Origin of the sequence: Thermobispora bispora DSM 43833 (assembly GCF_000092645.1) — a bacterium.
Taxonomy (GTDB): Bacteria; Actinomycetota; Actinomycetes; order Streptosporangiales; family Streptosporangiaceae; genus Thermobispora; species Thermobispora bispora.
In genome coordinates, this window is the sequence record NC_014165.1 from 1,183,968 (window position 1) to 1,205,490 (window position 21,523).

Consider the following 21,523-nt stretch of genomic DNA (forward strand, 5'->3'; position numbering starts at 1 on the left):
GTGCGCGGCCGCCCGCGCAAGGCGAGGGCCATCGGCGCCGGTGGCGAGCGGCGGTGTCCGCCCGGCCGCGCGTTCACGCCGATCGGGCGTCCCGCACCGGCGGTCACGCGCCCACCCGTGCGCGGCCGCCCGTGCGGGGCGCGGGCCGGCTGCACCCCGCACGGGCCGGAGCGTGCCGGGTCCCCGGCCCGGAGGCCGGGATGGTGTGCCGATCCGGGACGGCGAGCGGGGCCGGGGAGCGGGGCATGTGGAGCCCGTCTTCCGCCGGCCCGGCGCCCCTTATTGGACCCCACGTCAAGATCCGCCGTAGAGGGCGAGCACAATATCGGTGAGCGTCTCGGCCACGGTCTCCTCCGGGAGATCGAGGGTCTTGACCACGCTCACCTGCACCGCGCCGAGCGCCGCGCAGGCGCGGATCCGCTCCTCGGCGGAGGGGGTCGTTCCGGTGAGCTTGGTGAAGATCTGCTCGCTGAACGCCTTGATGGCCTCCCGCGGAGACCCTGGCGGTGCGTCGTCCGCGCCGCCGATGTCCTCGGTGAGCAGGCGGATCACCGTGCGGTGCCGTACCGCGAACTCGATGAAGGCCCGCAAGAACGCCTGCGGGCCGGGGTAGTCGGTCTCCAGCAGGGCGATCAGGTCGTCGGCGGCGGGCGTGATGAGCTCTTCGACCAGCCGGTCCTTGGGGTGGAAGTGGTAGGCCACCGCGGTCTTGGTGATCCCGACGGCCGCGGCGATGTCGGCGAGCGAGGTGGCGGCGTAACCCCGCTGGGCGAATAGCTCCCGGGCGGCGGCGAGGATCTTCGATCGCGTCGCCCTGCCCTGATCGGCAGTGGTCATGTTCTGATCCGTGCCTTTTCGGCGTACGCTCGTACTGTACTACCGTATAGAACTTGCGTATGAATCCTACCTAAAAGGGCATTTGGGGGAAATGAGCGCGCTATTAGGACGGCTGGGGGGTTGGTGCGCACGGCACGGCCGTATCGTGCTCGCGCTCTGGGTGCTCCTCGCCGGGCTGCTGACCGGGGCCACCCTGGTCTGGGGCAGGCCGGTGAACAACAACGTCGCGATTCCCGGCAGTGACGCGCAGATCGCGCACGACCTGATGCGCGAGGGCTTCGGCCCGGGCTACGACGTCGGCGGCACCGTACAGCTCGTGCTCTACACCGCGGACGGCACGCTCCTCGAGAAGCCGCGCAAGAAGGCCGTCGAGAAGGCCCTGGACGAACTGCGCCGGGTGCCCAACGTCGCCAAGGTGGAGACGCCGTACCGGATGGGCGGCATCGCCGCCAACATGCAGATCGGCATGATCGTGGTACGGCTCGGCAGCGTCGAGGGCGTCTCTCCGACCGAGAGCGCCCGGCAGCTCACCGCGGCCGCCTCGCCACCGCTCACCGAGGCCGGGATCGAGGTGGTGCCGGCCAACCCGGGCACCCCGGCCGACAAGGAGATCAAGTCGGGCACCAGCGAGATCATCGGCCTGCTGATCGCGCTCCTCGTGCTGCTCTTCGCCTTCGGCACGCTGGTCGCCGCGCTCATCCCGATCTTCACCGCGGTGATCAGCATCGGCGTCGGGCTCGGCGTGATCGGGCTGCTCGGGCACGTCGCCGACGTCCCCAGCACGGCCCCGGTCATCGCGACCATGATCGGCCTCGGGGTCGGCATCGACTACGCGCTCTTCCTGCTCTCCCGGTACCGCCGCCTGCTCGCCGAGGGCGTGCCGGTGGTCGAGGCGGTCCGGCAGACCATCTCCAGCTCGGGCGGCGCCGTCGTGTTCGCCGGCGGCACGGTGATCATCGCGCTGAGCGCGCTCATGCTCGCCGGATTCCCGGTGCTCACCGCGCTCGGCTGGATCACCGGGATCTCCGTCGTCTGCGCCGTGCTCACCTCCATCACGCTCGTGCCCGCGCTGCTCGGGATCCTCGGCCACCGGATCAACGCGCTCCGCATGCCGTTCTTCGGCAGGTCGGGCACCGACGGCAGCGGCTGGGCCCGGCTCAGCGACTGGGTCGCCGGGCGGCCGTGGCGGGTGCTCCTGATCACCACGGCCGTGCTCGCCGCGCTCACCGTGCCCGCGGCCGGCCTGAAGCTCGGCTCGCTCGACGACGGGTACGGCGATAAGAACACCCCGTACCGGCGCGCCTACGAGCTGCTCGAGGCGGGGTTCGGCCCGGGCGCCAACGGGCCGATCATCGTGGTCGCCAAGGTCGGTGAGCAGGTCGACGAGGACGACAAGATCGTCTCGACCGTCAAGCGCCGGATCGAGCGCGTCGACGGCGTGTCGTACGTGATGGACCCGCAGATCAACGAGAACGGCCGCTCGCTGCTCATCCAGGTGCTCCCCGACTACGCGCCGAGCGACGCGCGCACCATCGACGTGGTCAAGGCGATCAGGGCGCTCGACATCCCCGGCGTCGAGCTCCACGTGGGCGGCAAGGTCGCGGGCCTCGCCGACGCGAGCGACCAGATCGTGGAACGGACCCCGATCGTGGTCGGGGTGGTGGTGCTGCTCAGCGCGCTGTTACTCCTCCTGGCCTTCCGCGCGCCCATCATCGCCCTCAAGGCCGCGGTGATGAACCTCGTCTCCCTCGGCGCGGCCTTCGGCACGCTCGCCGTGGTGTTCTCCGTCGGCCTGGGCAGCAGCCTGATCGGCATGGACCCCCCGCCCTCGGTCGAGGGCGCCTACCTGGAGACGCTCTTCTTCACCGTGCCGATCGAGCGGTACGTCCCGCTCATGCTGTTCGCCGTGCTGTTCGGGCTCTCCATGGACTACGAGGTCTTCCTCCTCACCTCGGTACGGCAGGCCTACGCGCGGCACGGGGACAACCGGCGGTCGGTCGCCGAAGGGCTCGGCGCGACCGGCCGGGTCATCACCTCGGCCGCGCTCATCATGGTCGCGGTCTTCACCGCGTTCATCGCCTACCCCGACCCGCTGGTGAAGGTGTTCGGCGTCGGGCTCGCCGCCGCGATCGCGGTCGACGCCACCATCATCCGCGGCTTCCTGGTGCCGTCGACGATGGTGCTGCTCGGCAGGTGGAACTGGTGGATCCCCCGGTGGCTCGACCGCATCCTCCCCAACCTGGCGATCGAGGGGGCGGAGGAGACGGCGGAGCGGCCGGTGCGGGAGCCCGACCTGGCGGCCACCGCCCGGTAGGCGCCCGGCGGGCGCCGCCCTGCAGGCGTGACCAACGTGCCCGCGGCCGGATGGGCCGCGGGCACACGCGTGCCATGGCGCGCACCGGAATCCACCCTCGCCCGGTGCGGGCCCGTTCCCTGCGCGCGGAGCACCGCCTCCTGGCGCGTCCCCTGCGCGGAGCACCGCCCCCTGCGGTGCGTCCTTCACCGTCGCTCCGTCGCGCTCCCGCCGCCTTCGCTCACGATCTGATCCATCGCCGTGCCGCCGCCGGGTGCCCGGCCGACGGGGAGCGCCGTCCGGGCACCCGGCATCCCGGCGTTCTCGAGCGCGATTAGCGCAATTTGTCCGCTACACGGTTTTTGAGAAAAGCGCTAAAGCGGACATATTGCTACAAACGCAGGATTAATCGTATGGAGCAATTGATAAACCGATAACAGGGAACCAAAAGTCTTGGATCTCCGTTTGCGGCACGACGTGTCCGGAAATCTAGGAAGCGCAGGGAACGTGGCTCGGTAATGGGCCATTGAGACATTTTCCCGGTATCTCGGGAAAATGTCGTGGATTCAAGTGCAGTGTTTCCTTTCAAGGAGGAACGTCATGGCCATGTTGAAGAAGGCTTTCGCCGGGCTCGCGCTCGGCACCGTCATCGCCGGCGGCATGTTCGCCCTGGGTGCCGGCGCTGCGGTGGCCGCCGAGGGTCCGGGGGCCGTTCCGGCTGAGCACGCACACGTGGACCAGGACCTGTGGAACCGCGGCCACGCTGCGTTCTACCCCCAGGGCCACCTGTGGGGCAGCCTCTTCTACCGGGACACCGGCGACGCTAAGGACGCCTTCGGCCTCGCGGCCAAGGACATCGCCGTCGGCTTCCAGGAGAAGGCCAACAAGAACAGCTGGCTCGGCCTCAGCGAGTGGCTCAACCACCACCTGTGGGCCAACGCGCACGAGCGGCTCAACAACCACGCTCACGCCAAGGAGCGGGTCCACCCCGTCCGGTGAGAAGCGGTGATCCGGCGCCCGTGGCCGGCCAGCCGTACCCCACGGGCGTGAACCGGGCCGCGACAGGGTGGGAAGCCGGAAGCGTTCTCCGAGCCCGTGCCGTAGTCCACGCCGGCTGATTCCGGCGGGTTCAGGTCGAGGACGGGTCCTCCCCGATCGCCGTCCGCGGCGGGGAGGACCTGGCCTTCCCGCCCGGAGGACCTGCCGTGGCCCACCGGTGGCCGTGCCGGGCGATGTCCGGCGGTGCGGCGGCGAGGGCCGGTGGCGTGGGCCCGGTTCATGTCCCTCGGCTCCATTTCCCGCACGGGCGCACCGGCGTGTTTCCCGCTGGCTTTTCCCGTACACGGCGTATGTCGCGGCCGCCCCGGCGATCCCGTGATCTCCGCTCGATCCCGTCATCGATTCGCGTGGGGCGGGGATTCGTGAAATGGCGTGGGACGGGGCAGGCCGTCCCGTCATCGCATTCCGCTCCAGGACTTCCGGATTCGCCCTCGGATTCCCGCATTCCGCCCCAAGGACCGCGCTCCGCCGCCGGATTCCCTCACCCGCGGTCTCCGCGCCGTTGCTCCGCCGTTCTCCAGCAGCGGCCTGCATTCCCACCGGCGCCCGGCGGAACCGATCGATCCGAACACCCCACCGGCCCGCCGTCTCCGGTGGTCACGACACCCGAGGGCTCCGGGAGCGGCGACGGTCTCCGCCGTCCCGGACCACCGCCTTCGGCACCGCGGTCTCCCGGCACATGATCGGAAACCGCGTGCGCGACAAGATCAACGGGTGTCACACTGATCGTCGTGGGCGATCACGACGTGCTGGCCGGGCTCGACGAGATCCCCTGGGAGGAGCTGAGGCACTGTTACGGCCCGGCAGGAGACGTCCCGGGCCAGCTGCGGGCGCTGCGCTCCCCGGACCCCGTGGAGCGGGAGCGCGCCCTCTGGCACCTGTACGGCAACATCTACCACCAGGGCGGCCGGTATGAGGCGGCCGCGTACGCCGTCCCGTTCCTCGCGCGGCTCGCCCTCGACCCCGGGACCGAGCAGCGGGCCGAGATCGTGGTGCTGCTCGGCGCGCTGGCCATCGGCTACGACGACGATCTGCTGCCGCACGGGCTGGACATCGCCGCATGGCGGGCCGAGATCGAGCGGAAGCGCAGCGCCGGTGACGAGGGGGCGATGCGCGAGACGGGCGAGGGGGTGGCGGCGGCCGCCGGCGAACCCGAACAGCGGATCGGGCAGGAGCGCCGGGACGTGTACGACATGAGGTGGGTGGACGTGTACGGCGCCACGGAGGCGGAGCTGGCCGCCTACGACGCCGTGCTGGCCGAGATCCCCCGGCTGCGCACCCTGCTGACCGCGGACGACCCACGGCTCCGCGCCGCCACCGCCGGCCTGCTGGGCTGGTTCCCGGAGGAGGCCGCCGGCTCGGTGGCCGCGCTCGGGGAGCTGCTGGAATCGGAGGCCGTCCCCATCGTCCTGGCCAACGCGATCGTCTCGGTCGGGCTGCTCTCCGGCACCGGGCTGATCCCGCGGCTGCGCGAGCACCTCGGCGGCCCCGACCCGCTGGTGCGCTGGGCCGCCGCCGTGGCCTTGGCCCGGCTGGGCCGTACCGACCCGGAGGTGATCGCCGCGCTCACCGCCGCGATGGCGAGCATGCCGCTGGCGTCCCCCGAGGACCTGCACTTCCACGACGGGAACACCCGCGACTACGCCGCGCTGGCCCTGGGCGCGGTGGCCGACCGGGTGCCGCCGGAGGCCGTGGACGGCGTGCTGGACGCGCTGGCGCGGCACCGATACCTGACCAAGGAGATGGTCGGGGCCGCGCTGCGGCTCGCCTTCCCGGACGGACCGCTCCGCCGGGTGCCGCCGTTCGCGGAGCTGACCGCCCCCCAGCGGCGGCTGGTGCGCATCCTCGCCGACCTCGACCCCGACTCCTGGCGCGGGTGCCACTTCGACCGCACCCTGCAGAAGTGGAACCTGCCCGCCGACCGCGCCGCGTGCCGTGCCTACGCGGGCCTGCCCGAGTGAGCCGCCCCGCGCACCGCTGACCCGGTACCACGGCCGCGGCCGTCGGCCCGCTCGCGGGCATGGCCGCCGGACCGGCGGCCCACGCGCGGTCACCCCGCGCCCGCCGAGGAGAACACCGGGGGAAGCGCCACCGGAAAGGGCCCGTCCGGTGCGAAACCGGACCATCCCGCTGTGATAGACCTTGGGCCCATGCACCAGTTCTCCGCACCAGGCGATCCGGCGGAGCCCGCCCGGATCACGGATGACCCGCGTCCACCGGAACCGCGCGCCGCGGAGCCGCCCGCCGGACCCGCGGCCGGGACCTCCAATCCCGCGATCGGCGGCCTCGGCACCGGGCGCTCCCCGGCACCGCGGCCGGGCCGCGGCGGCCCGGGCGATCGGCTCCGCCGGGTCGCGTACGTCACCGCCGCCGGGGACGCCGCGGCGGAGGACGACGAACGGGAGGTCGTGCTGGCGGCCTGGCTGGGCGCCGGGATCGAGGGCGTGCCCGTCGCCTGGGACGACCCTGGAGTCGACTGGGCGTCGTTCGATGCGGCCGTGGTCCGCTCGGCCTGGGACTACATCGACCGCCGGGACGAGTTCGTCGCGTGGGCGCGCCGGGCGGAGGCGGTGACCCGGCTGTTCAATCCGGCGTCCGTGATCGAGTGGAACACCGACAAGACCTACCTGCGCCGGCTCGGCGTGCCGATCGTGCCGACCCGGTGGTTCGAGCCGGGGGAGGAGCTCGATCTGCCCGGGTGGGCCGAGTACGTGGTCAAGCCGGTCGTCTCCGCCGGGGCGCGCGACACGGTGCGCACCGCGGACAGGGCCGCCGCCGAGGCTCACGCCGCCCGCCTGCTCGGCCAGGGCCGGGCCGTCATGGTCCAGCCGTACCTGGAGAGCGTGGAGCACGAGGGCGAGCTGTCCCTGCTGTACTTCGGCGGGGAGTTCAGCCACGCGGTACGGCGGCGCCCGATGCTCGCGGGCACGGAGTCGGGCCACCCCCTGGCGACGCTGCGCGACCCGGACGACGATCAGTTCGCCCTCGCCGAGCGCACGCTGAGCGCGGTCAAGGAGGACCTGCTCTACGCCCGGGTTGACGTGGTCCGCATGCCGGACGGGGAGCCGGTGCTCATGGAGTTCGAGGTGACCGAGCCGTACCTCTTCCTCCGGACCGAGCTCGCCGCGCCCGAGCTCTTCGCCCGGGCGCTCGCCGCCCGGCTCTGATCGCCGCCCGGGTACGGCCCGGCGGCACCGGTCAGCCGTCCGGTCGGCCGGCCAAGGCCAGCCGTACCGCCTCGGCGGGGTCCGCCGCGGCGAGCAGGCCCGGGACCGGGCGGCCGGATGAGTCGAGCACCCGCCACCCGCCGAGGGTGACCACCGGGGTGCCGCCGCGCCGGGCGAGCGCGAGCTCCGAGAGCGTGCCCCACGAGCCGCCGACCACGATGACCGCGTCCGCGGCCCGCACGATGATCGCGTTGCGCGCCTCGCCCATGCCGGTGGGGATGGCGACCGTGAGGTGCGGGTTGGCGCCGGTCCGGTCGCGGCCGGAGAGGATGCCGACCACGATGCCCCCGGCGGCGCGGGCGCCGGCGGCCGCGGCGGCCATCACGCCCCCGTAGCCGCCGCAGAGCACCACCGCGCCCCGCTCGGCGAGCAGGCGGCCCACCTCCCGGGCCGCCTCGGCCTCCTCGGGCGTGCACTCCGACGGCCCGCACACGGCGATCTGTGCCACGGGCGGGAGTGTACGGCGGGCCCGGTCAGCCGTGGGTGGACAGGCCGCCGTCCACCGGGATGACCGCGCCCGTGAGGTAGGAACCGGCCCGGGAGGCGAGGTAGATCGCGGTGCCCGCCATGTCGTCCGGCCGCCCGATCCGGCCGAGCGGGACGGTGCTCTCGATCGCGCCGCGCAGCTCGGGGTCGTCGAGGGCGAACGCCATCATCTTCGACTCAAAGGGGCCGGGCGCGATGGCGTTCACGGTGATCGACTCGCGGGCGAGGCGGTGGGCGAGCTGCCGGGTGAGCATGTGCACCGCCGCCTTGGAGGCCGCGTACGCGTAGTTCTCCATCGCCGGGACCCGGATCCCGTCGATCGAGCCGATGTTGATCACCCGGGCCGGGTCGTCGGGCGTGGCGGCCGCGCGCAGCAGCGGGAGGAACGCCCGGGTGAGGAAGAAGATCGCCTTGACGTTGACGTTCCAGACCTTGTCGAAGCCGTGCTCGGGGTACTCCTCGAGCGGTGCGCCCCAGGCGGCCCCGGCGTTGTTCACCAGCACGTGGAGCCGGCTCTCCCGGGCGGAGACCGCCTCCACCAGGGTCTGGATCCCCTCGCTCGTCGACAGGTCGGCCTGGATCGCCTCGCAGCCCAGCTCGGCGGCGGTGGCGTCGAGCTCGTGCTTCTTCCTGGACGCGATGTAGACGGTCGCCCCGGCGTCGCGGAAGCCCTTCGCGATCATCTTCCCGATGCCGCGGGAGCCGCCCGTGACGACGACGGTCTTGCCTGCGACGGAGAACAGAGTCATGTTCGGATCATACCGACCAGTCGGTTCCTCGGCCCGAGGGTGATCCGCCCTGGTTCTCACCGGGCGCTGCCGCGCACGGCTGGGCGGGACCGGTCTCGGGAGCCGCGGCACGGGGTGAGTGAGCGCGGCGCGTGGCCGGGCCGGGCGCCCGGTGGCCGATCGCCTGTCCGGGCGCCGGCCGGAGGGGGAGAGGGCGCGGCCGCCGGACGGGCAGACCGACCGGTGCGGCACGGAGCCACCCGGTTGAGCCGCCCGGTTCAGCACGGAGCCAACCGGTTCGGCCACCCGGTGCGGCATGGGATCGCCCGGCGCGGCGAACCCGGCGGGCCGCCGGCGTGACGAACAAGGGGGAGCACTGGAACGGCGCGGAAAAGCGGACGGCGCGTCCTGACGGGTGTGGGGAACCCGTCAGGACGCGCGCCGCTACCGCGCGGGGGACCTCGACCCCGGCGAGGGATGAGGCCGAAGCCCCGCCAGCGCGGAGTCCATGGGGACCGGCCCGGTCACCGCGCGGGGGCGCGGAGCGCCGGTCCGTGGCCATCGGCGGCCGGACGCCGCAGACCGCGGCCGGCCGCTCCGAAGAGGCGACGAGGCGCGAGCGGCATGCGCCCGCGGTCGGCACGCACCCATCCGTCAAAAGGATGGATTTGTACCAACATTTGGATAATCGCGGTCCGGCGGCCTCCGGTCAAGTGGTCATTTCCCCCGTGAGACGATGATCGTCTAGGTTTGTTGGAACAAAAGGTCGAATTGAGGGAAAGATGGCACGATTATCGCTCTATCAACAGGTGGCGGCCGCGCTGCGGCGGGCCATCTACACGGGCGAACTCGCGCCAGGCGACCAGATACCCACCGAGGCCGACCTCATGGAGACCTACGGGGTCAGCCGCAACACCGTTCGGCTGGCCCTGGGCGAGCTGGAGAACGAGGGCCTCATCCTGCGGATGCGCCGCCGTGGAACGTTCGTACGGGAACGCCGCCCCCTCCTCATGCGCCCCCAGGACGAGTTCCGCTACCTCGAGCAGGGCGAGCCGCGCTTCGACTCGTTCGTCCACGCCGTCACCGCGGAGGGCCGCAAGCCCGACCAGCGGATCGAGGTCTCCATCGTCGAGCCGAGCCCCGACATCGCGGCCCGGCTCGCCCTCCCCAAGGGAGGCCTGGCCGTGGTACGGCGCCGTCTCCGCTACGTGGACGGCCGGCCGTACAACACCAACGACTCCTACTTCCCCTTCGACCTGGTCGCCGCATCGGAGATCGCCAGACCGGGGAACATCACCCGCGGGGCCAACCGCGTGCTGGAAGAGCTCGGCCACCCCCAGATCCGGGTCGTCGACGACATCTCGGCCCGGATGCCGACCGCCGATGAGTCCCAGCGGCTGCGGCTCGACCCGGGAACCCCGGTCATCGTCCACATCCGCGTCGGTTACGACCCCGAGGACACCCCGGTACGCGTCGCCGTGTCCGTGCTCCCGGCCGACAAGCACCTGATCCGTTACGAGCTGGAACGCCGGCGTCATTGACGGGACACGGCTGATCCGCGTGCCCCGGCGGCCCACCCGGTCCGGCGTCGCCGGCCGTCACCGGCGATCCTCCGGCCGGCCGCGCGCTCCTCCTGAGAGATAAGTCCTCTTTCTTCCGTTCTCTGGCTGCTCTGCGCCGTCATCCGGTCACGCTTCGTGAATTTTTCACGACTCACCGCATTCGAACCGAATTCGAAGGAGTCTCATGTCCATCGCCACGCTCCATCGCGCCCCGGAACTCCTCCTCCGCCGGGCCGACCTCGACGACTTACCGGGGGTGCTCCGGCTGCTCGCCGAGACCGCGGGCTGGCTCCACTCCCTCGGCGTGCGCCAGTGGCCGGCCGGTGGCTTCCCCGCCGCCCGCATCCGCCCGCTCATCGAGGCCGGGACCATGTACCTGGTCGTGGACGGCGACGCGGAGACGCCGGCCGCGACGATCACCGTCGACGACCACGCCGACCCCGAGTTCTGGGGGCCGGCCGACCGGCCCGGTGACGCCCTGTACGTGCACAAGCTCGCGGTGAGCCGGGCGCACGCGGGCCGCGGGCTCGGCGAGGCGCTGCTCGGCTGGGCCGGGCTGCAGGCCGCGGCCGCGGGCCGCCGCTGGCTGCGGCTCGACTGCGCCAAGCACAACACGCGGCTCCAGGCGTACTACCGGAGGCTGGGATTCCGGCACGTCCGCACCGTGGACCTGCCGCACCGGGCCTCCGGCGCGCTATTCGAGCGCCCGGCGGGCTGGGCGCAGCCCGGCGGCCCGGCCGCGGCGTTCACCGCGCTCATCCCCGGGTAGCGCGTCTTCCCGAACGTCTCCCGCGTCGCGGTCCGCCCGGAGCCGGCCCAGGTGTCCGCCGGCTCCGGGCCCCGTGGGAGCCCGCGCCCGCCCGGCGCCGAGCCGCCGGGCGGGCGCCGGCCGCTCCGGCACCGCGCCGGGCCCGCGCCGGACCCGGGCGCCCGGATATGCGGCGCGTGCCGACGGCCGCGCCGGCGCCCCACCGGCATGCGGCTTGCCGTACGCGCGCCTCTGCTCCTCCGCAAGGCGCACCCGTTCCGGTCCTCACGGCGCACGCCTTCAGGCCCGGCGTGGCCCTCGCGCGCCCGTTCCGGCCGGACGTTGGCCCTCGCGCCCGTTCCCGCCCGGCGTCCGCGCCCTCACGCGCGCCCGGTCTCCGGGACCCGGCCGCAGGCCGCGAGCATGGCGTCGCGGCCGATCAGCTTCACCCGGCGCCCTCGCCCGAGCCGGGCGGCGAGCTCCGCCTCCGCCCGCTCGATCGCGAGCCAGTCCCGGTACGTCACCGGCCGGATCCCCCGGGCGCTCAGCAGGTCGTCGAAGCGCGGGCGCGACGGGTCGGGCACCGCCTCGGCGAGCAGCGTCCGGGCGGTCTCGGCCGCATCGGACTTGTTGGTGCCGATGACCCCGGACGGGCCGCGCTTGAGCCAGCCCGCGACGTACTGCCGGTCCGCCACCTTTCCCGCGACGTGCGGCACGGTCATCGTCCGGGGGTCGAACCGCACCCCGGGCAGCGGGACGCTCCGGTAGCCGATCGACCGGATCACCATCCCGGCCGGGATCGTCGTGTACTCGCCGGTCCCCTCCACCCGCCCGTCCACCAGGCGGGTCCGCTCCAGCCGGACCCCCTCGACCCTGGACGTGCCGACGATCTCCACCGGGCGCAGCCAGAAGCGCACCTCCACCCGCCGGGGCCGGCCCGCCGGGACCCGCCGCGACCACGACCGCAGCACCTCCACGACGCCCGCGGCCTGCCGGGAGAGCCCGGTGAGGTCGCCGACGGCCAGCTCGTCGGCGCGGGCGAGCACGTCGGCGTTCTCCAGCTCGCCGAGCTCCCGGAGCTCCTTCAGGGTGAACTTCGCGTGCTGCGGTCCGCGGCGGCCGATCATGTGGATGCGCCTGACCCGGGACGCGGCGAGCCGCCGGAGCACCTCCTCGGGGATGTCGGTGCCGCGGAGCTCGTCCGCCGACCGCGCCATGATCCGCACCACGTCGACGGCGACGTTCCCCACCCCGATGACCACGACCTCCTCGGCGTCGAGGGAGAACGTCTCGGGCGGCACGTCCGGGTGCCCGCAGTACCAGTTCACGAAGTCGGTCGCGGCCACGCTGCCCGGCAGGTCCTCGCCCGGCACCCCCAGCCTCCGGTCGACCGCGGCGCCCGTGCAGTAGACCACCGCGTCATAGCAGGCGAGCAGGTCTTCGACCGACACGTCGGTGCCGACCTCGATCCCGCCGAGGAAGCGCACCCCCGGCGTCTCGAGCACCCGCCGGAGGTATCCGGCGATCGACTTGATCGACTCGTGATCCGGGGCCACGCCGTACCGGACCAGCCCGTAGGGGGTCGGGAGCCGCTCGAGCACGTCGATCTCCACGGTCCGCTGGGCGTGCTTGAGGAGCGCCTCGGCCGTGTAGATGCCGGCGGGGCCGGAACCGACGATCGCGACACGCAAGGCCACCATGGACCTCCTCGCGGGAAACCCCGGGTTTCCTCATTCCTACCCGGACGCGCACCCGCCGGGGAGGGAGGCGCGAGGTGTCACCGCAGCGTAAGGCCCCGGATACGCGGGCCTGGCCGATCCTTTCCCCGTTCTAGAGCGAAAACAAAGGAAAAGCCCGGGACGAGCGGGCCCCGGGGTGGCACGCTCCCAAGGCATGAGGGGATTCCACGGGGGAGGGGAGCAGATGCCCGGTGCACCGGCCCGGAACGACGGCGGGCGCGCGGGCGCCGGCGGCGCCGCGTTAACCGGCGGCGGTGTCGCCGTGATCGATGACGCGGACGGCGCACCGGCCGGCGCCGCCGCACGGGAACGGGCGTGCCCCCCATACGCGCGGCGGTACGAGGCGCTCGGCCGGGTCATGGCGGCGCTCGCCGGGCACGCGGAGCTGCTGCAGGCCTGCCGTGAGCTCGCCTGGTGGCGGGGCGACGATCACTGCTGGCACATCGAGTGGCGGGAGGGGCCGCACGCCTGCGAGGTCGCCGAGATCCTCGTCGGCGGGGAAACGGAGCTGAACGGCCTGGCCGTCCCGGTCGGGCCGGTCACCGGGCGCACGGCGTCGCTCGACGTCATGGGGGTGGGGTTCGTCCTGCGGGCGATCGATCCGCTCGGGATGGAGCGGCTCCGTTCCCGGCCCGGGGTGTGGCGGATGGCCGCCGCGCTCAACGGCGCGGTTCCCGCGGGCGGCCGGAGCCGGACCGGGCGGCACTGGGAGGCGCTCCTCGGCGGCTGAAGCCCCGCGCGTTCCGCCGCCGGCCCGCCGCTCGGGCGCGTGACGGGGCGGCGCCGGCGGCCCGCGGCCACGGGGCCGCGGCCCGCCGGAAGCCGATAATCTTAGGGGACACGTTCTTCCGTCACCCGTCTCCCACGGCGTCTCCGAGGAGATATCGCGCGAGACCCCGTCACGAGCAAGGAGTAGCCGTGCTGCTGCGCATGTCGACGCTGTTCCTGCGCACACTGCGTGAGGATCCGGCGGACGCGGAACTGCCGAGTCACAAGCTGCTCGTGCGCGCCGGGTACATCCGCCGGGTCGCGCCCGGCGTCTACTCCTGGCTGCCGCTCGGCAAGATCGTGCTGGAGAACATCGCGCGGGTCGTGCGCGAGGAGATGGACCGGATGGGCGCCCAGGAGGTGCTGTTCCCGGCCCTGCTGCCCCGCGAGTACTACGAGGCGACCGGCCGGTGGACCGAGTACGGCGACACCCTGTTCCGGCTGAAGGACCGCAAGGGCGCCGACTACCTCCTCGGGCCCACCCACGAGGAGATGTTCACCGACATGGTCAAGGGGGAGCTCTCCTCGTACAAGGACTTCCCGGTCACGCTCTACCAGATCCAGACGAAGTACCGGGATGAGGCGCGGCCCCGGGCCGGCCTGCTGCGGGCCCGCGAGTTCGTCATGAAGGACTCCTACTCCTTCGACCTCGACGACGACGGGCTCAAGCGCTCCTACGAGGCGCACCGGGAGACCTACATCCGGATCTTCGACCGGCTCGGCCTCGACTACCGGATCTGCTTCGCGGTCTCGGGTGCGATGGGCGGCTCGGCCTCCGAAGAGTTCCTCGCGCCCTGCCCGAACGGGGAGGACACGTTCGTCGCCTGCCACGGCTGCGGCTACGCCGCCAACGCCGAGGCGGTGGTCACCCCGGCGCCGCCGGCGGTGACCGCCGAGCACCCGCCGATGCAGGTCCTCGACACGCCGGACACCCCGACGATCGAGACGCTCGTCAGCTACGTCAACGAGCACTACGGGCTCGGCATCACCGCGGCCGACACGCTGAAGAACGTCGTGGTCAAGGTGCGCACGCCGGGCTCGGACGAGGTCAAGGTCGTCGTGATCGGCGTGCCCGGCGACCGCGAGGTCGACATGAAGCGCCTGGAGGCGGCGCTCGCCCCCGGGGTGCCGGAGATCTTCACGGCGGAGGACTTCGCCGCGCACCCGGCGCTGGTGCGCGGGTACATCGGGCCGCAGATCCTCAAGTCGCTCGGCATCACCTACCTCGTCGACCCGCGGATCGTGCCGGGGTCGGCGTGGGTGACCGGGGCGAACCAGCCGGGCAAGCACGCCGCCCACGTGGTCGCCGGCCGGGACTTCCAGCCGGACGGAACGATCGAGGCGGCGGAGATCAAGCCGGGGGACGCCTGCCCCCGCTGCGGCGGCCCGCTCTCCATCGACCGCGGCATCGAGATCGGGCACATCTTCCAGCTCGGCCGCAAGTACTCCGACGCCGCGGGGCTCGACGCGCTCGGCCCGGACGGCAAGCCGATCCGGATCACCATGGGCTCGTACGGCATCGGCGTCTCCCGCCTGGTCGCGGTCATCGCCGAGCAGAGGCACGACGAGCTCGGCCTGGTGTGGCCGCGCGAGGTCGCCCCGGCGGACGTGCACATCGTCGGCACCGGCAAGGAGAACCAGATCGAGGTCGCGGTCGAGCTCGCCGAGACGCTCGAGTCGCGCGGCCTGCGCGTGCTGGTCGACGACCGGCCCGGTGTCTCGCCCGGGGTGAAGTTCAAGGACGCCGAGCTGCTCGGCATGCCGACCATCGTGATCGTCGGCCGTGGGCTCGCCAACGGCGTGCTGGAGCTGCGCGACCGGGCGAGCGGGGCACGGGAGGAGATCCCGCTCGGCGAGGCCGCCGACCGGATCGTCGCCGCCTGCCGCGGCTAGCCTCCCGTCACCCGCGCGGCGTGCCGCCCGCCGGGGTGGCCGTGGGCGTGGCGGACGGCTCCGCCGGCCCGGGAGACCCCGGCGTGGTCCCGGCCTGGCCGGGCATCCCGGGGAACGCCTGGAGGGTCTCCGGCCGCCAGCCGTAGGCGCGGGTGGCGCACTCCTGGGCGGCGAGCGCGGCGAGCCGCCGGAGCGACGGGTCGTTCACGGCGGCGAGCTCCAGGTATGCGGTGATCAGGCCCTCCTCCACGTGCGCGGCGAGGCGGGCCGCGTCCTTCGCGCTCTCCACCGGGAACGGCAGCCGGTAGGCCGGGCTGGGCTCGGCGGGAGAGCCGCCCATCCGGACGATGAGCGAGCGGAGCTGGTCGCGGCGGGCCCGGTGGGCGTCGAAGCCCGCCCGCGCGCGGGCCCGCAGCCTGCCGTCCGTCCGCGCCCCGACCACTCCGTAGGCGTACACGGCGGCGTGCTCCGCGGCGAGCGCCTTGGCGAGCGCGGCGGCCGGGGCCGGCGGTGCGGGCGAGGGCGTCGTGCGAGCGGCGGGCACCTCAGTCATGCAGCCTTCCCAGGGCGACCACGTGGACGGCCTCACACGCGCCGATGCTCGCCAGGAGCTGGGCGAGCGCCGGCGAGGCGGACGCCATCTGCGTCGGCCGCCCGGCGGCCGCTCGCCGCTCGGCGGCGCGGAGCCCGCTGAGGGACGCGTCCGGGCTCGCGGTCGCCGAGGGAGACGGTGCCGGCGAGGCCGGGGCCGATGGGGAGGCGGCGTCCTCGGGCAGCAGCCGCCGCAGCGCGTCGAGGTGCGCGGTGTGCCGCTGCACGAACGGCTCGAGCGCGGGGGCGAGCCCGGTGTGCGCGGCGGCCGTCTGCCGGTAGAGCGCGATGAGCCGCGTCTTGTCCTCGATGAGCGAGCGGAGCAGCACGGTCTGCGGGTCCGGCGGCCTCGGGGCCGGGGGCTCCTCCCGCGAGCAGCCGCCGAGCGCCAGCCCGGCCGCCGCGGCGCCCAGCAGCGCGCGCCTGGTCACCCGCGGCCGGTCGAACTGCTCCACGGCACAGAATCGTAGAGGTCCGCGGGCGCTGATCCACCGCCGCGCCACGGCGTGGGTCACCCGCTCGCGTGCGGCGCCTTGTCCATGCCGCAGTATCGATAGGCTGTTGGCACATCGGGCGGGGCACACCAGTGAAAAGGAGGGCGGAATGGGCAGCGACGCTCGGCGGGGCCGGCTGGTGGAGCTTCTCGGCCCGGTGGTCGAGGCCAAGGGGCTCGACCTGGAAGACGTGACGATCACCTCGGCGGGGCGGCGCCGGATCGTGCGCGTGGTGGTGGATCGGGACGGCGGCGTGACCGTGGACGAGATCGCGGACGTCAGCCGCTCCGTCTCCGATCGGCTCGATGAGGTGGACGTCCTCGGTGACGCTCCGTACGTGCTGGAGGTCACCTCCCCCGGGGTGGACCGGCCGCTCACCGAGCAGCGCCACTGGCGGCGCGCGCGGGGCCTGCTGGTGAAGGCGGTGCTGCGGGACGGCGGCACGGTCGAGGGCCGGATCACCGACGTGACCGAGACCGAGGTCGAGCTGGACGGGACGCGCCGCATCCCGCTGGCCGACCTGGTGAAGGGGCGGGTGCAGCTCGAGTTCGGCCGGCCTCGCGACGCCGGCACGGCCCGTGGTGGAAATGGCAAGGACGCCCTTGCGATCGGCGACGAGGGCTAAGGGGGAGGCCTTGTGGACATTGACATGAGCGTCCTACGCAGCCTGGAGCGGGAGAAGGACATCTCGTTCGACCTCGTCGTCAAGGCGATCGAGGACGCCCTTCTGATCGCCTATCACCGCACCGAGGGGGCCGCGCCGAAGGCCCGCGCCGAGCTCGACCGCGAGACGGGTCACGTGACCATCTGGGCGGCCGAGCTCGACGAGAACGGCGAGGTGATCAGGGAGTACGACGACACTCCGAGCAACTTCAGCCGGATCGCGGCCACGACGGCCAAGCAGGTCATCCTGCAGCAGCTCCGGGACGCCGAGGATGAGATCAACTTCGGCGAGTTCGCCAGCCGGGAGGGCGAGCTGGTCTCCGGCGTGATCCAGCAGGGCAGGGACTCGCGGGTGGTGCACGTCGACCTCGGCAAGATCGAGGCGATCCTCCCGCCCAACGAGCAGGTCCCCGGGGAGGAGTACCGGCACGGCGACCGGATCCGCTGCTACGTCGTGCAGGTGAAGAAGGGGCCGAAGGGTCCCTCCGTGACCCTGTCGCGGACCCACCCGAACCTGGTGAAGAAGCTGTTCGCGCTGGAGGTGCCGGAGATCGCCGACGGCACGGTGGAGATCGCCGCCATCGCCCGCGAGGCCGGGCACCGTACGAAGATCGCGGTGCGGTCGCGCCGGCCGGGGGTGAACGCCAAGGGGGCGTGCATCGGCCCGATGGGCTCCCGGGTGCGGAACGTGATGGCGGAGCTGCACGGCGAGAAGATCGATATCATCGATTGGTCGGAGGATCCGGCCGAATTCGTAGGGAATGCCCTCTCGCCGGCGCGCGTTTCACGAGTCGAGGTGGTAGACCGCGAGAATCGGGTCGCGCGTGTCACCGTTCCCGATTACCAGCTCTCGCTGGCGATCGGGAAGGAGGGACAGAACGCCCGTCTCGCTGCGCGTCTGACCGGATGGCGGATCGACATCCGGCCGGATACTCAGGAGGCACCGGCAGATCCTGCTGATGTCTCGGCAAGGTAAGCTGGAACGGAGTGGCCGGACGGCCCCGCTGCGAACTTGTGTAGGATGCCGAGTTCGCACGGTAAAGTCCGAGTTGCTCCGTACGGTCGTGGTTGAGGGGGCGGTCGTCCCCGATCCACGAGGACGGCTTCCGGGGCGCGGTGCGTCGTTGCACCCGTCCTTGCGCTGTCTGGAGCTCGCCGAGCGCCGGAAGGCGTTCCCTCGCGCGTTCCGCGTCGAAGGGCCGCTTGAACTGGGCGCTCTGCGGGTCTACCTTGAGGGGCTTGATGTCGGGTAGGTCCGGGTGAACGGTTACCACTTCGACCGCAGATCTCGGTTCCGAGATCGAAGCGCACCGGCTCGGGGGAAACCTCCTGAGCGTGTGGGGCGCATGACCATCCGCAAGACGCCGAGTTGACGGGCGGAGATCAGATTGAGATGAGCGCCTGATGAGCACGCGGCGATGAGTACGTTCAGGTAGCGACGGTCCGGCGGCCCTGCAGGCTCCCGGACCGAGTTAGGGAGTGCAGTGGCGAAGGTCCGGGTATACGAGCTCGCCAAGGAATTCGGTGTCGAGAGCAAGGTCGTCATGGCCAAGCTCAACGAGATGGGCGAGTTCGTCAGGTCGGCGTCCTCGACGGTCGAGGCGCCGGTCGTCCGTAAGTTGACTGAGGCTTTCAAGAACGAAGCCGCCGCCAAGAGCGGCGCGAAGGAACAGGCCAAGGAGGCGCAGCCCAAGCCCGCGCAGCAGGCGGCCGGGAGCGCGGCCGCCCAGGCGCAGGCCCAGGCCCAGGCCAAGCCGGCGGGCACCGCAGGCGCGGCGGCGAAGCCGGCCCCGAAGCCGGCGCCGCCACCGGGCGCGCGTCCGGTTCCCACGCCCCCGCCGTCCGCGGCTCAGCCGGCGGCACGGCCTGGCGGGGCGGTTCCCGAGGCTCCACGTCCCCAGCCCCCGGCGGCCGGTCCGCGGCCGACCCCCGCGTCGATTCCGAAGCCGGGTCCGCGGCCGGGGCCCATTCCGCGTCCTCCGGTGCCGGCGCCCCCGCCCGGTGCCGCCGGCGCCGTTCCACGTCCTCCCATTCCGAAGCCCGGCCCGCGTGGCCCGCGCCCGGGGAACAACCCGTTCACGTCCACGACGGGGATGGGGCAGCGCCCCCGGCCCGCCGGTGGCCCGGCCGCCGGTGCCCAGCCGCGGCAGCCCGGCAAGGACGCGCCGATTCCGCGTCCGCCGTCCGCGCGCGGTGGCCCGGGCGGCCCGGTGCCGCGTCCCGGTGCGCCGCGCCCGAGCCCGATGATGATGCCGCAGGGCCGTCCGGCCGCTCCCGGTGCCCGGCCCGGCGCCGGGCGTCCCGGTGGGGGCGGCGGCCGTCCGGCCGGTGGCGGCCGTGCCGGCGCGGGCTTCGGCGTCTCCCGTGCGGGTGGCGGCGCCGGTCGCCCCGGTGGCGGCGGGTTCGGCGGCCGTCCGGGTGGTGGCGGCCGTGGCCGTGGCGGGTCCGGTGGCGCCTTCGGCCGTCCCAGCGGCCGCCCGGCGCGTGGCCGCAAGTCGAAGCGCCAGCGGCGCCAGGAGTTCGACAACCTGCAGGCCCCGACCATCGGCGGTGTGCAGGTCCCCCGCGGTAACGGGCAGACCATCCGCCTGCCGCGCGGGGCGACCCTCACCGACTTCGCCGACCGGATCGGCGCGAACCCCGCGTCGCTCGTGCAGATCCTCCTGCACCTCGGCGAGATGGTCACCGCGACCCAGTCGGTCAGCGAGGAGACCCTGCAGCTCCTCGGTGCCGAGCTCGATTACGACGTGCAGATCGTCAGCCCGGAGGAGGAGGACCGCGAGCTCCTCGAGTCCTTCAACATCGAGTTCGGCGAGGACCAGGGCGACGAGGCGGACCTCGTGCCGCGGCCGCCGGTCGTGACCGTCATGGGTCACGTCGACCACGGTAAGACCAAGCTCCTCGACACGATCCGGAACACGAACGTCGCCGCGCGGGAGGCCGGTGGCATCACCCAGCACATCGGCGCCTACCAGGTGACCACCACGCTCGACGGCGAGGAGCGGAAGATCACCTTCATCGACACCCCGGGTCACGAGGCGTTCACCGCCATGCGGGCCCGCGGTGCCCAGGTGACCGACATCGCCGTGCTGGTGGTGGCGGCCGACGACGGCGTGAAGCCGCAGACGATCGAGGCGCTCAACCACGCCCGGGCGGCCGACGTGCCGGTCGTGGTCGCGGTCAACAAGATCGACAAGGAGGGCGCCGACCCGATCAAGGTCCGGTCGCAGCTCACCGAGTACGACCTCGTGGCCGAGGAGTACGGCGGTTCCACGCTCTTCGTGGACATCTCCGCCAAGGAGGGCATCGGCATCGACAACCTGCTCGAGGCCATCCTCCTCACCGCGGACGCCGAGCTCGACCTGCGGGCCAATCCGGACATGCCCGCTCAGGGCGTGGCGATCGAGGCGCACCTCGACAAGGGCCGCGGCCCGGTGGCGACCGTGCTGGTGCAGCGCGGGACGCTGCGGGTCGGTGACTCGATCGTGTGCGGTGAGGCCTTCGGCCGGGTCCGGGCGATGCTCGACGACAACGGCAAGGCGCTGAAGGAGGCGCCGCCGTCCTGCCCGGTCCAGGTGCTCGGTCTCACCTCCGTCCCGCGGGCCGGTGACAACTTCATCGTCGTCCCCGACGACCGCGTGGCCCGCCAGATCGCCCAGCAGCGTGCGGCGCGGCAGCGGTCGGCCGAGATGGCGAAGTCCGGGCGCCGCCGCACCCTCGAGGAGATGTTCAAGGACCTCGAGAAGGGCAAGGTCAGCGAGCTCAAGCTCATCATCAAGGGCGACGTCTCCGGTTCGGTCGAGGCCCTCGAGGACGCCCTCCTCAAGATCGATGTGGGCGAGGAGGCCAAGCTCCGCGTCCTGCACCGCGGGGTCGGCGCGATCACGGAGTACGACGTCAACCTGGCGATGGCCGACGACAACGCGGTCATCATCGGCTTCAACGTGCGCCCGGAGGTCCGGGCCCGCGAGCTGGCCGAGCGCGAGGGCGTCGACATCCGGTACTACTCGGTCATCTACCAGGCGATCGAGGAGATCGAGGCCGCCCTCAAGGGCTTGCTCAAGCCCGAGTACGAGGAGGTTGTCACCGGTACCGCCGAGATCCGGGAGATCTTCCGGGTGCCGAAGATCGGCAACGTCGCCGGTTGCGTGGTGCGCAGCGGTGTGATCACCCGGAACAGCAAGGCCCGGCTCATCCGGGACGGCACGGTGGTGGCCGACAACCTCACCATCGAGTCGTTGCGCCGGTTCAAGGACGACGTCACCGAGGTCCGCGAGGGCTTCGAGTGCGGTATCGGCCTCGGCTACAACGACATCAAGATCGAGGACGTCATCGAGACGTTCGAGATGCGGGAGAAGCCGCGCGCTTGACAGGCCGTGCCGCCGCCCGCCCGGGCGGCGGCACGACCTTGTCACCGCCGCCGGGTCTTTGAACG

18 protein-coding genes are annotated in these 21,523 nt (G+C 72.8%); 12 read left to right on the plus strand and 6 right to left on the minus strand.

The annotated features are described in order from the left end of the window. Positions 1 to 294: 294 nt before the first annotated feature. Complete coding sequence (locus tag TBIS_RS05230) at positions 295 to 837, minus strand: TetR/AcrR family transcriptional regulator (protein ID WP_013131299.1); 543 nt, start codon at positions 835 to 837, stop codon at positions 295 to 297. Between the two features lie 145 nt (positions 838 to 982). On the opposite strand from TBIS_RS05230, the gene TBIS_RS05235 reads away from it, so the two are divergent. The 4 genes from TBIS_RS05235 (at position 983) to TBIS_RS05250 (ending at position 7,356) form a co-directional block, all read left to right on the plus strand. Then, positions 983 to 3,151, plus strand: a complete 2,169-nt coding sequence (locus TBIS_RS05235; RefSeq protein ID WP_241019887.1) for an MMPL family transporter — start codon at positions 983 to 985, stop codon at positions 3,149 to 3,151. A 579-nt stretch (positions 3,152 to 3,730) separates the two neighbouring features. Continuing rightward, positions 3,731 to 4,129, plus strand: coding sequence for a hypothetical protein (locus TBIS_RS18075; protein WP_013131301.1), 399 nt, complete (start codon positions 3,731 to 3,733; stop codon positions 4,127 to 4,129). Positions 4,130 to 4,920: 791 nt separating this feature from the next. Continuing rightward, on the plus strand, positions 4,921 to 6,150 hold the full coding sequence (locus TBIS_RS05245; RefSeq protein ID WP_013131302.1) for a HEAT repeat domain-containing protein: 1,230 nt from the start codon (positions 4,921 to 4,923) through the stop codon (positions 6,148 to 6,150). Positions 6,151 to 6,339: 189 nt separating this feature from the next. Next, positions 6,340 to 7,356, plus strand: a complete 1,017-nt coding sequence (locus tag TBIS_RS05250; protein ID WP_013131303.1) for an ATP-grasp domain-containing protein — start codon at positions 6,340 to 6,342, stop codon at positions 7,354 to 7,356. Positions 7,357 to 7,387: 31 nt separating this feature from the next. Here TBIS_RS05250 and TBIS_RS05255 read toward each other — a convergent pair whose 3' ends face one another. Next, positions 7,388 to 7,864, minus strand: a complete 477-nt coding sequence (locus TBIS_RS05255; protein WP_013131304.1) for a TIGR00725 family protein — start codon at positions 7,862 to 7,864, stop codon at positions 7,388 to 7,390. A 25-nt stretch (positions 7,865 to 7,889) separates the two neighbouring features. Continuing rightward, a complete protein-coding gene (locus tag TBIS_RS05260; RefSeq protein WP_013131305.1) occupies positions 7,890 to 8,651 on the minus strand; it encodes an SDR family oxidoreductase in 762 nt (253 codons plus the stop codon). 761 nt (positions 8,652 to 9,412) lie between these two features. On the opposite strand from TBIS_RS05260, the gene TBIS_RS05265 reads away from it, so the two are divergent. Together TBIS_RS05265 and TBIS_RS05270 are read left to right on the plus strand one after the other, a co-directional pair. Continuing rightward, positions 9,413 to 10,171: a GntR family transcriptional regulator gene (locus TBIS_RS05265; protein ID WP_013131306.1), complete on the plus strand. Its 759-nt coding sequence runs from the start codon at positions 9,413 to 9,415 to the stop codon at positions 10,169 to 10,171. A 205-nt stretch (positions 10,172 to 10,376) separates the two neighbouring features. Beyond that, positions 10,377 to 10,961 (plus strand): GNAT family N-acetyltransferase, encoded by a 585-nt coding sequence (locus TBIS_RS05270; RefSeq protein WP_013131307.1) that lies wholly within the window; start codon positions 10,377 to 10,379, stop codon positions 10,959 to 10,961. A gap of 359 nt (positions 10,962 to 11,320) precedes the next feature. Here TBIS_RS05270 and TBIS_RS05275 read toward each other — a convergent pair whose 3' ends face one another. Continuing rightward, positions 11,321 to 12,640 carry an FAD-dependent oxidoreductase gene (locus TBIS_RS05275; protein WP_013131308.1) on the minus strand — a complete coding sequence of 440 codons (1,320 nt, stop codon included), beginning with the start codon at positions 12,638 to 12,640 and terminating at the stop codon, positions 11,321 to 11,323. 301 nt (positions 12,641 to 12,941) lie between these two features. Here TBIS_RS05275 and TBIS_RS05280 point away from each other — a divergent pair, with 301 nt between their 5' ends. Together TBIS_RS05280 and TBIS_RS05285 are read left to right on the plus strand one after the other, a co-directional pair. Beyond that, positions 12,942 to 13,409: a hypothetical protein gene (locus TBIS_RS05280; protein WP_241019888.1), complete on the plus strand. Its 468-nt coding sequence runs from the start codon at positions 12,942 to 12,944 to the stop codon at positions 13,407 to 13,409. A gap of 188 nt (positions 13,410 to 13,597) precedes the next feature. Next, positions 13,598 to 15,340, plus strand: a complete 1,743-nt coding sequence (locus tag TBIS_RS05285; protein ID WP_013131310.1) for a proline--tRNA ligase — start codon at positions 13,598 to 13,600, stop codon at positions 15,338 to 15,340. A 7-nt stretch (positions 15,341 to 15,347) separates the two neighbouring features. Here TBIS_RS05285 and TBIS_RS05290 read toward each other — a convergent pair whose 3' ends face one another. Together TBIS_RS05290 and TBIS_RS05295 are read right to left on the minus strand one after the other, a co-directional pair. Continuing rightward, positions 15,348 to 15,893, minus strand: a complete 546-nt coding sequence (locus TBIS_RS05290; RefSeq protein WP_013131311.1) for a ferritin-like domain-containing protein — start codon at positions 15,891 to 15,893, stop codon at positions 15,348 to 15,350. Then, on the minus strand, positions 15,886 to 16,386 hold the full coding sequence (locus tag TBIS_RS05295; RefSeq protein WP_013131312.1) for a hypothetical protein: 501 nt from the start codon (positions 16,384 to 16,386) through the stop codon (positions 15,886 to 15,888). Before TBIS_RS05295 ends, TBIS_RS05290 begins: the two co-directional genes overlap by 8 nt. Before the next feature lie 148 nt (positions 16,387 to 16,534). On the opposite strand from TBIS_RS05295, the gene rimP reads away from it, so the two are divergent. The 4 genes from rimP to infB all read left to right on the plus strand — a co-directional run bounded on the left by rimP (position 16,535) and on the right by infB (position 21,458). Next, positions 16,535 to 17,050: a ribosome maturation factor RimP gene (gene rimP / locus TBIS_RS05300; RefSeq protein ID WP_013131313.1), complete on the plus strand. Its 516-nt coding sequence runs from the start codon at positions 16,535 to 16,537 to the stop codon at positions 17,048 to 17,050. Positions 17,051 to 17,074: 24 nt separating this feature from the next. Then, positions 17,075 to 18,064, plus strand: coding sequence for a transcription termination factor NusA (gene nusA / locus TBIS_RS05305; protein WP_050760442.1), 990 nt, complete (start codon positions 17,075 to 17,077; stop codon positions 18,062 to 18,064). Continuing rightward, positions 18,048 to 18,341, plus strand: a complete 294-nt coding sequence (locus TBIS_RS18545; RefSeq protein WP_013131315.1) for a YlxR family protein — start codon at positions 18,048 to 18,050, stop codon at positions 18,339 to 18,341. The genes nusA and TBIS_RS18545 overlap by 17 nt, the downstream gene beginning before the upstream one ends. 231 nt (positions 18,342 to 18,572) lie before the next feature. Further along, the gene (infB, locus tag TBIS_RS05310) at positions 18,573 to 21,458 is read left to right on the plus strand and encodes a translation initiation factor IF-2 (protein ID WP_013131316.1); all 2,886 of its coding nucleotides are present in this window, start codon (positions 18,573 to 18,575) and stop codon (positions 21,456 to 21,458) included. The last annotated feature ends 65 nt before the right edge of the window (positions 21,459 to 21,523 follow it).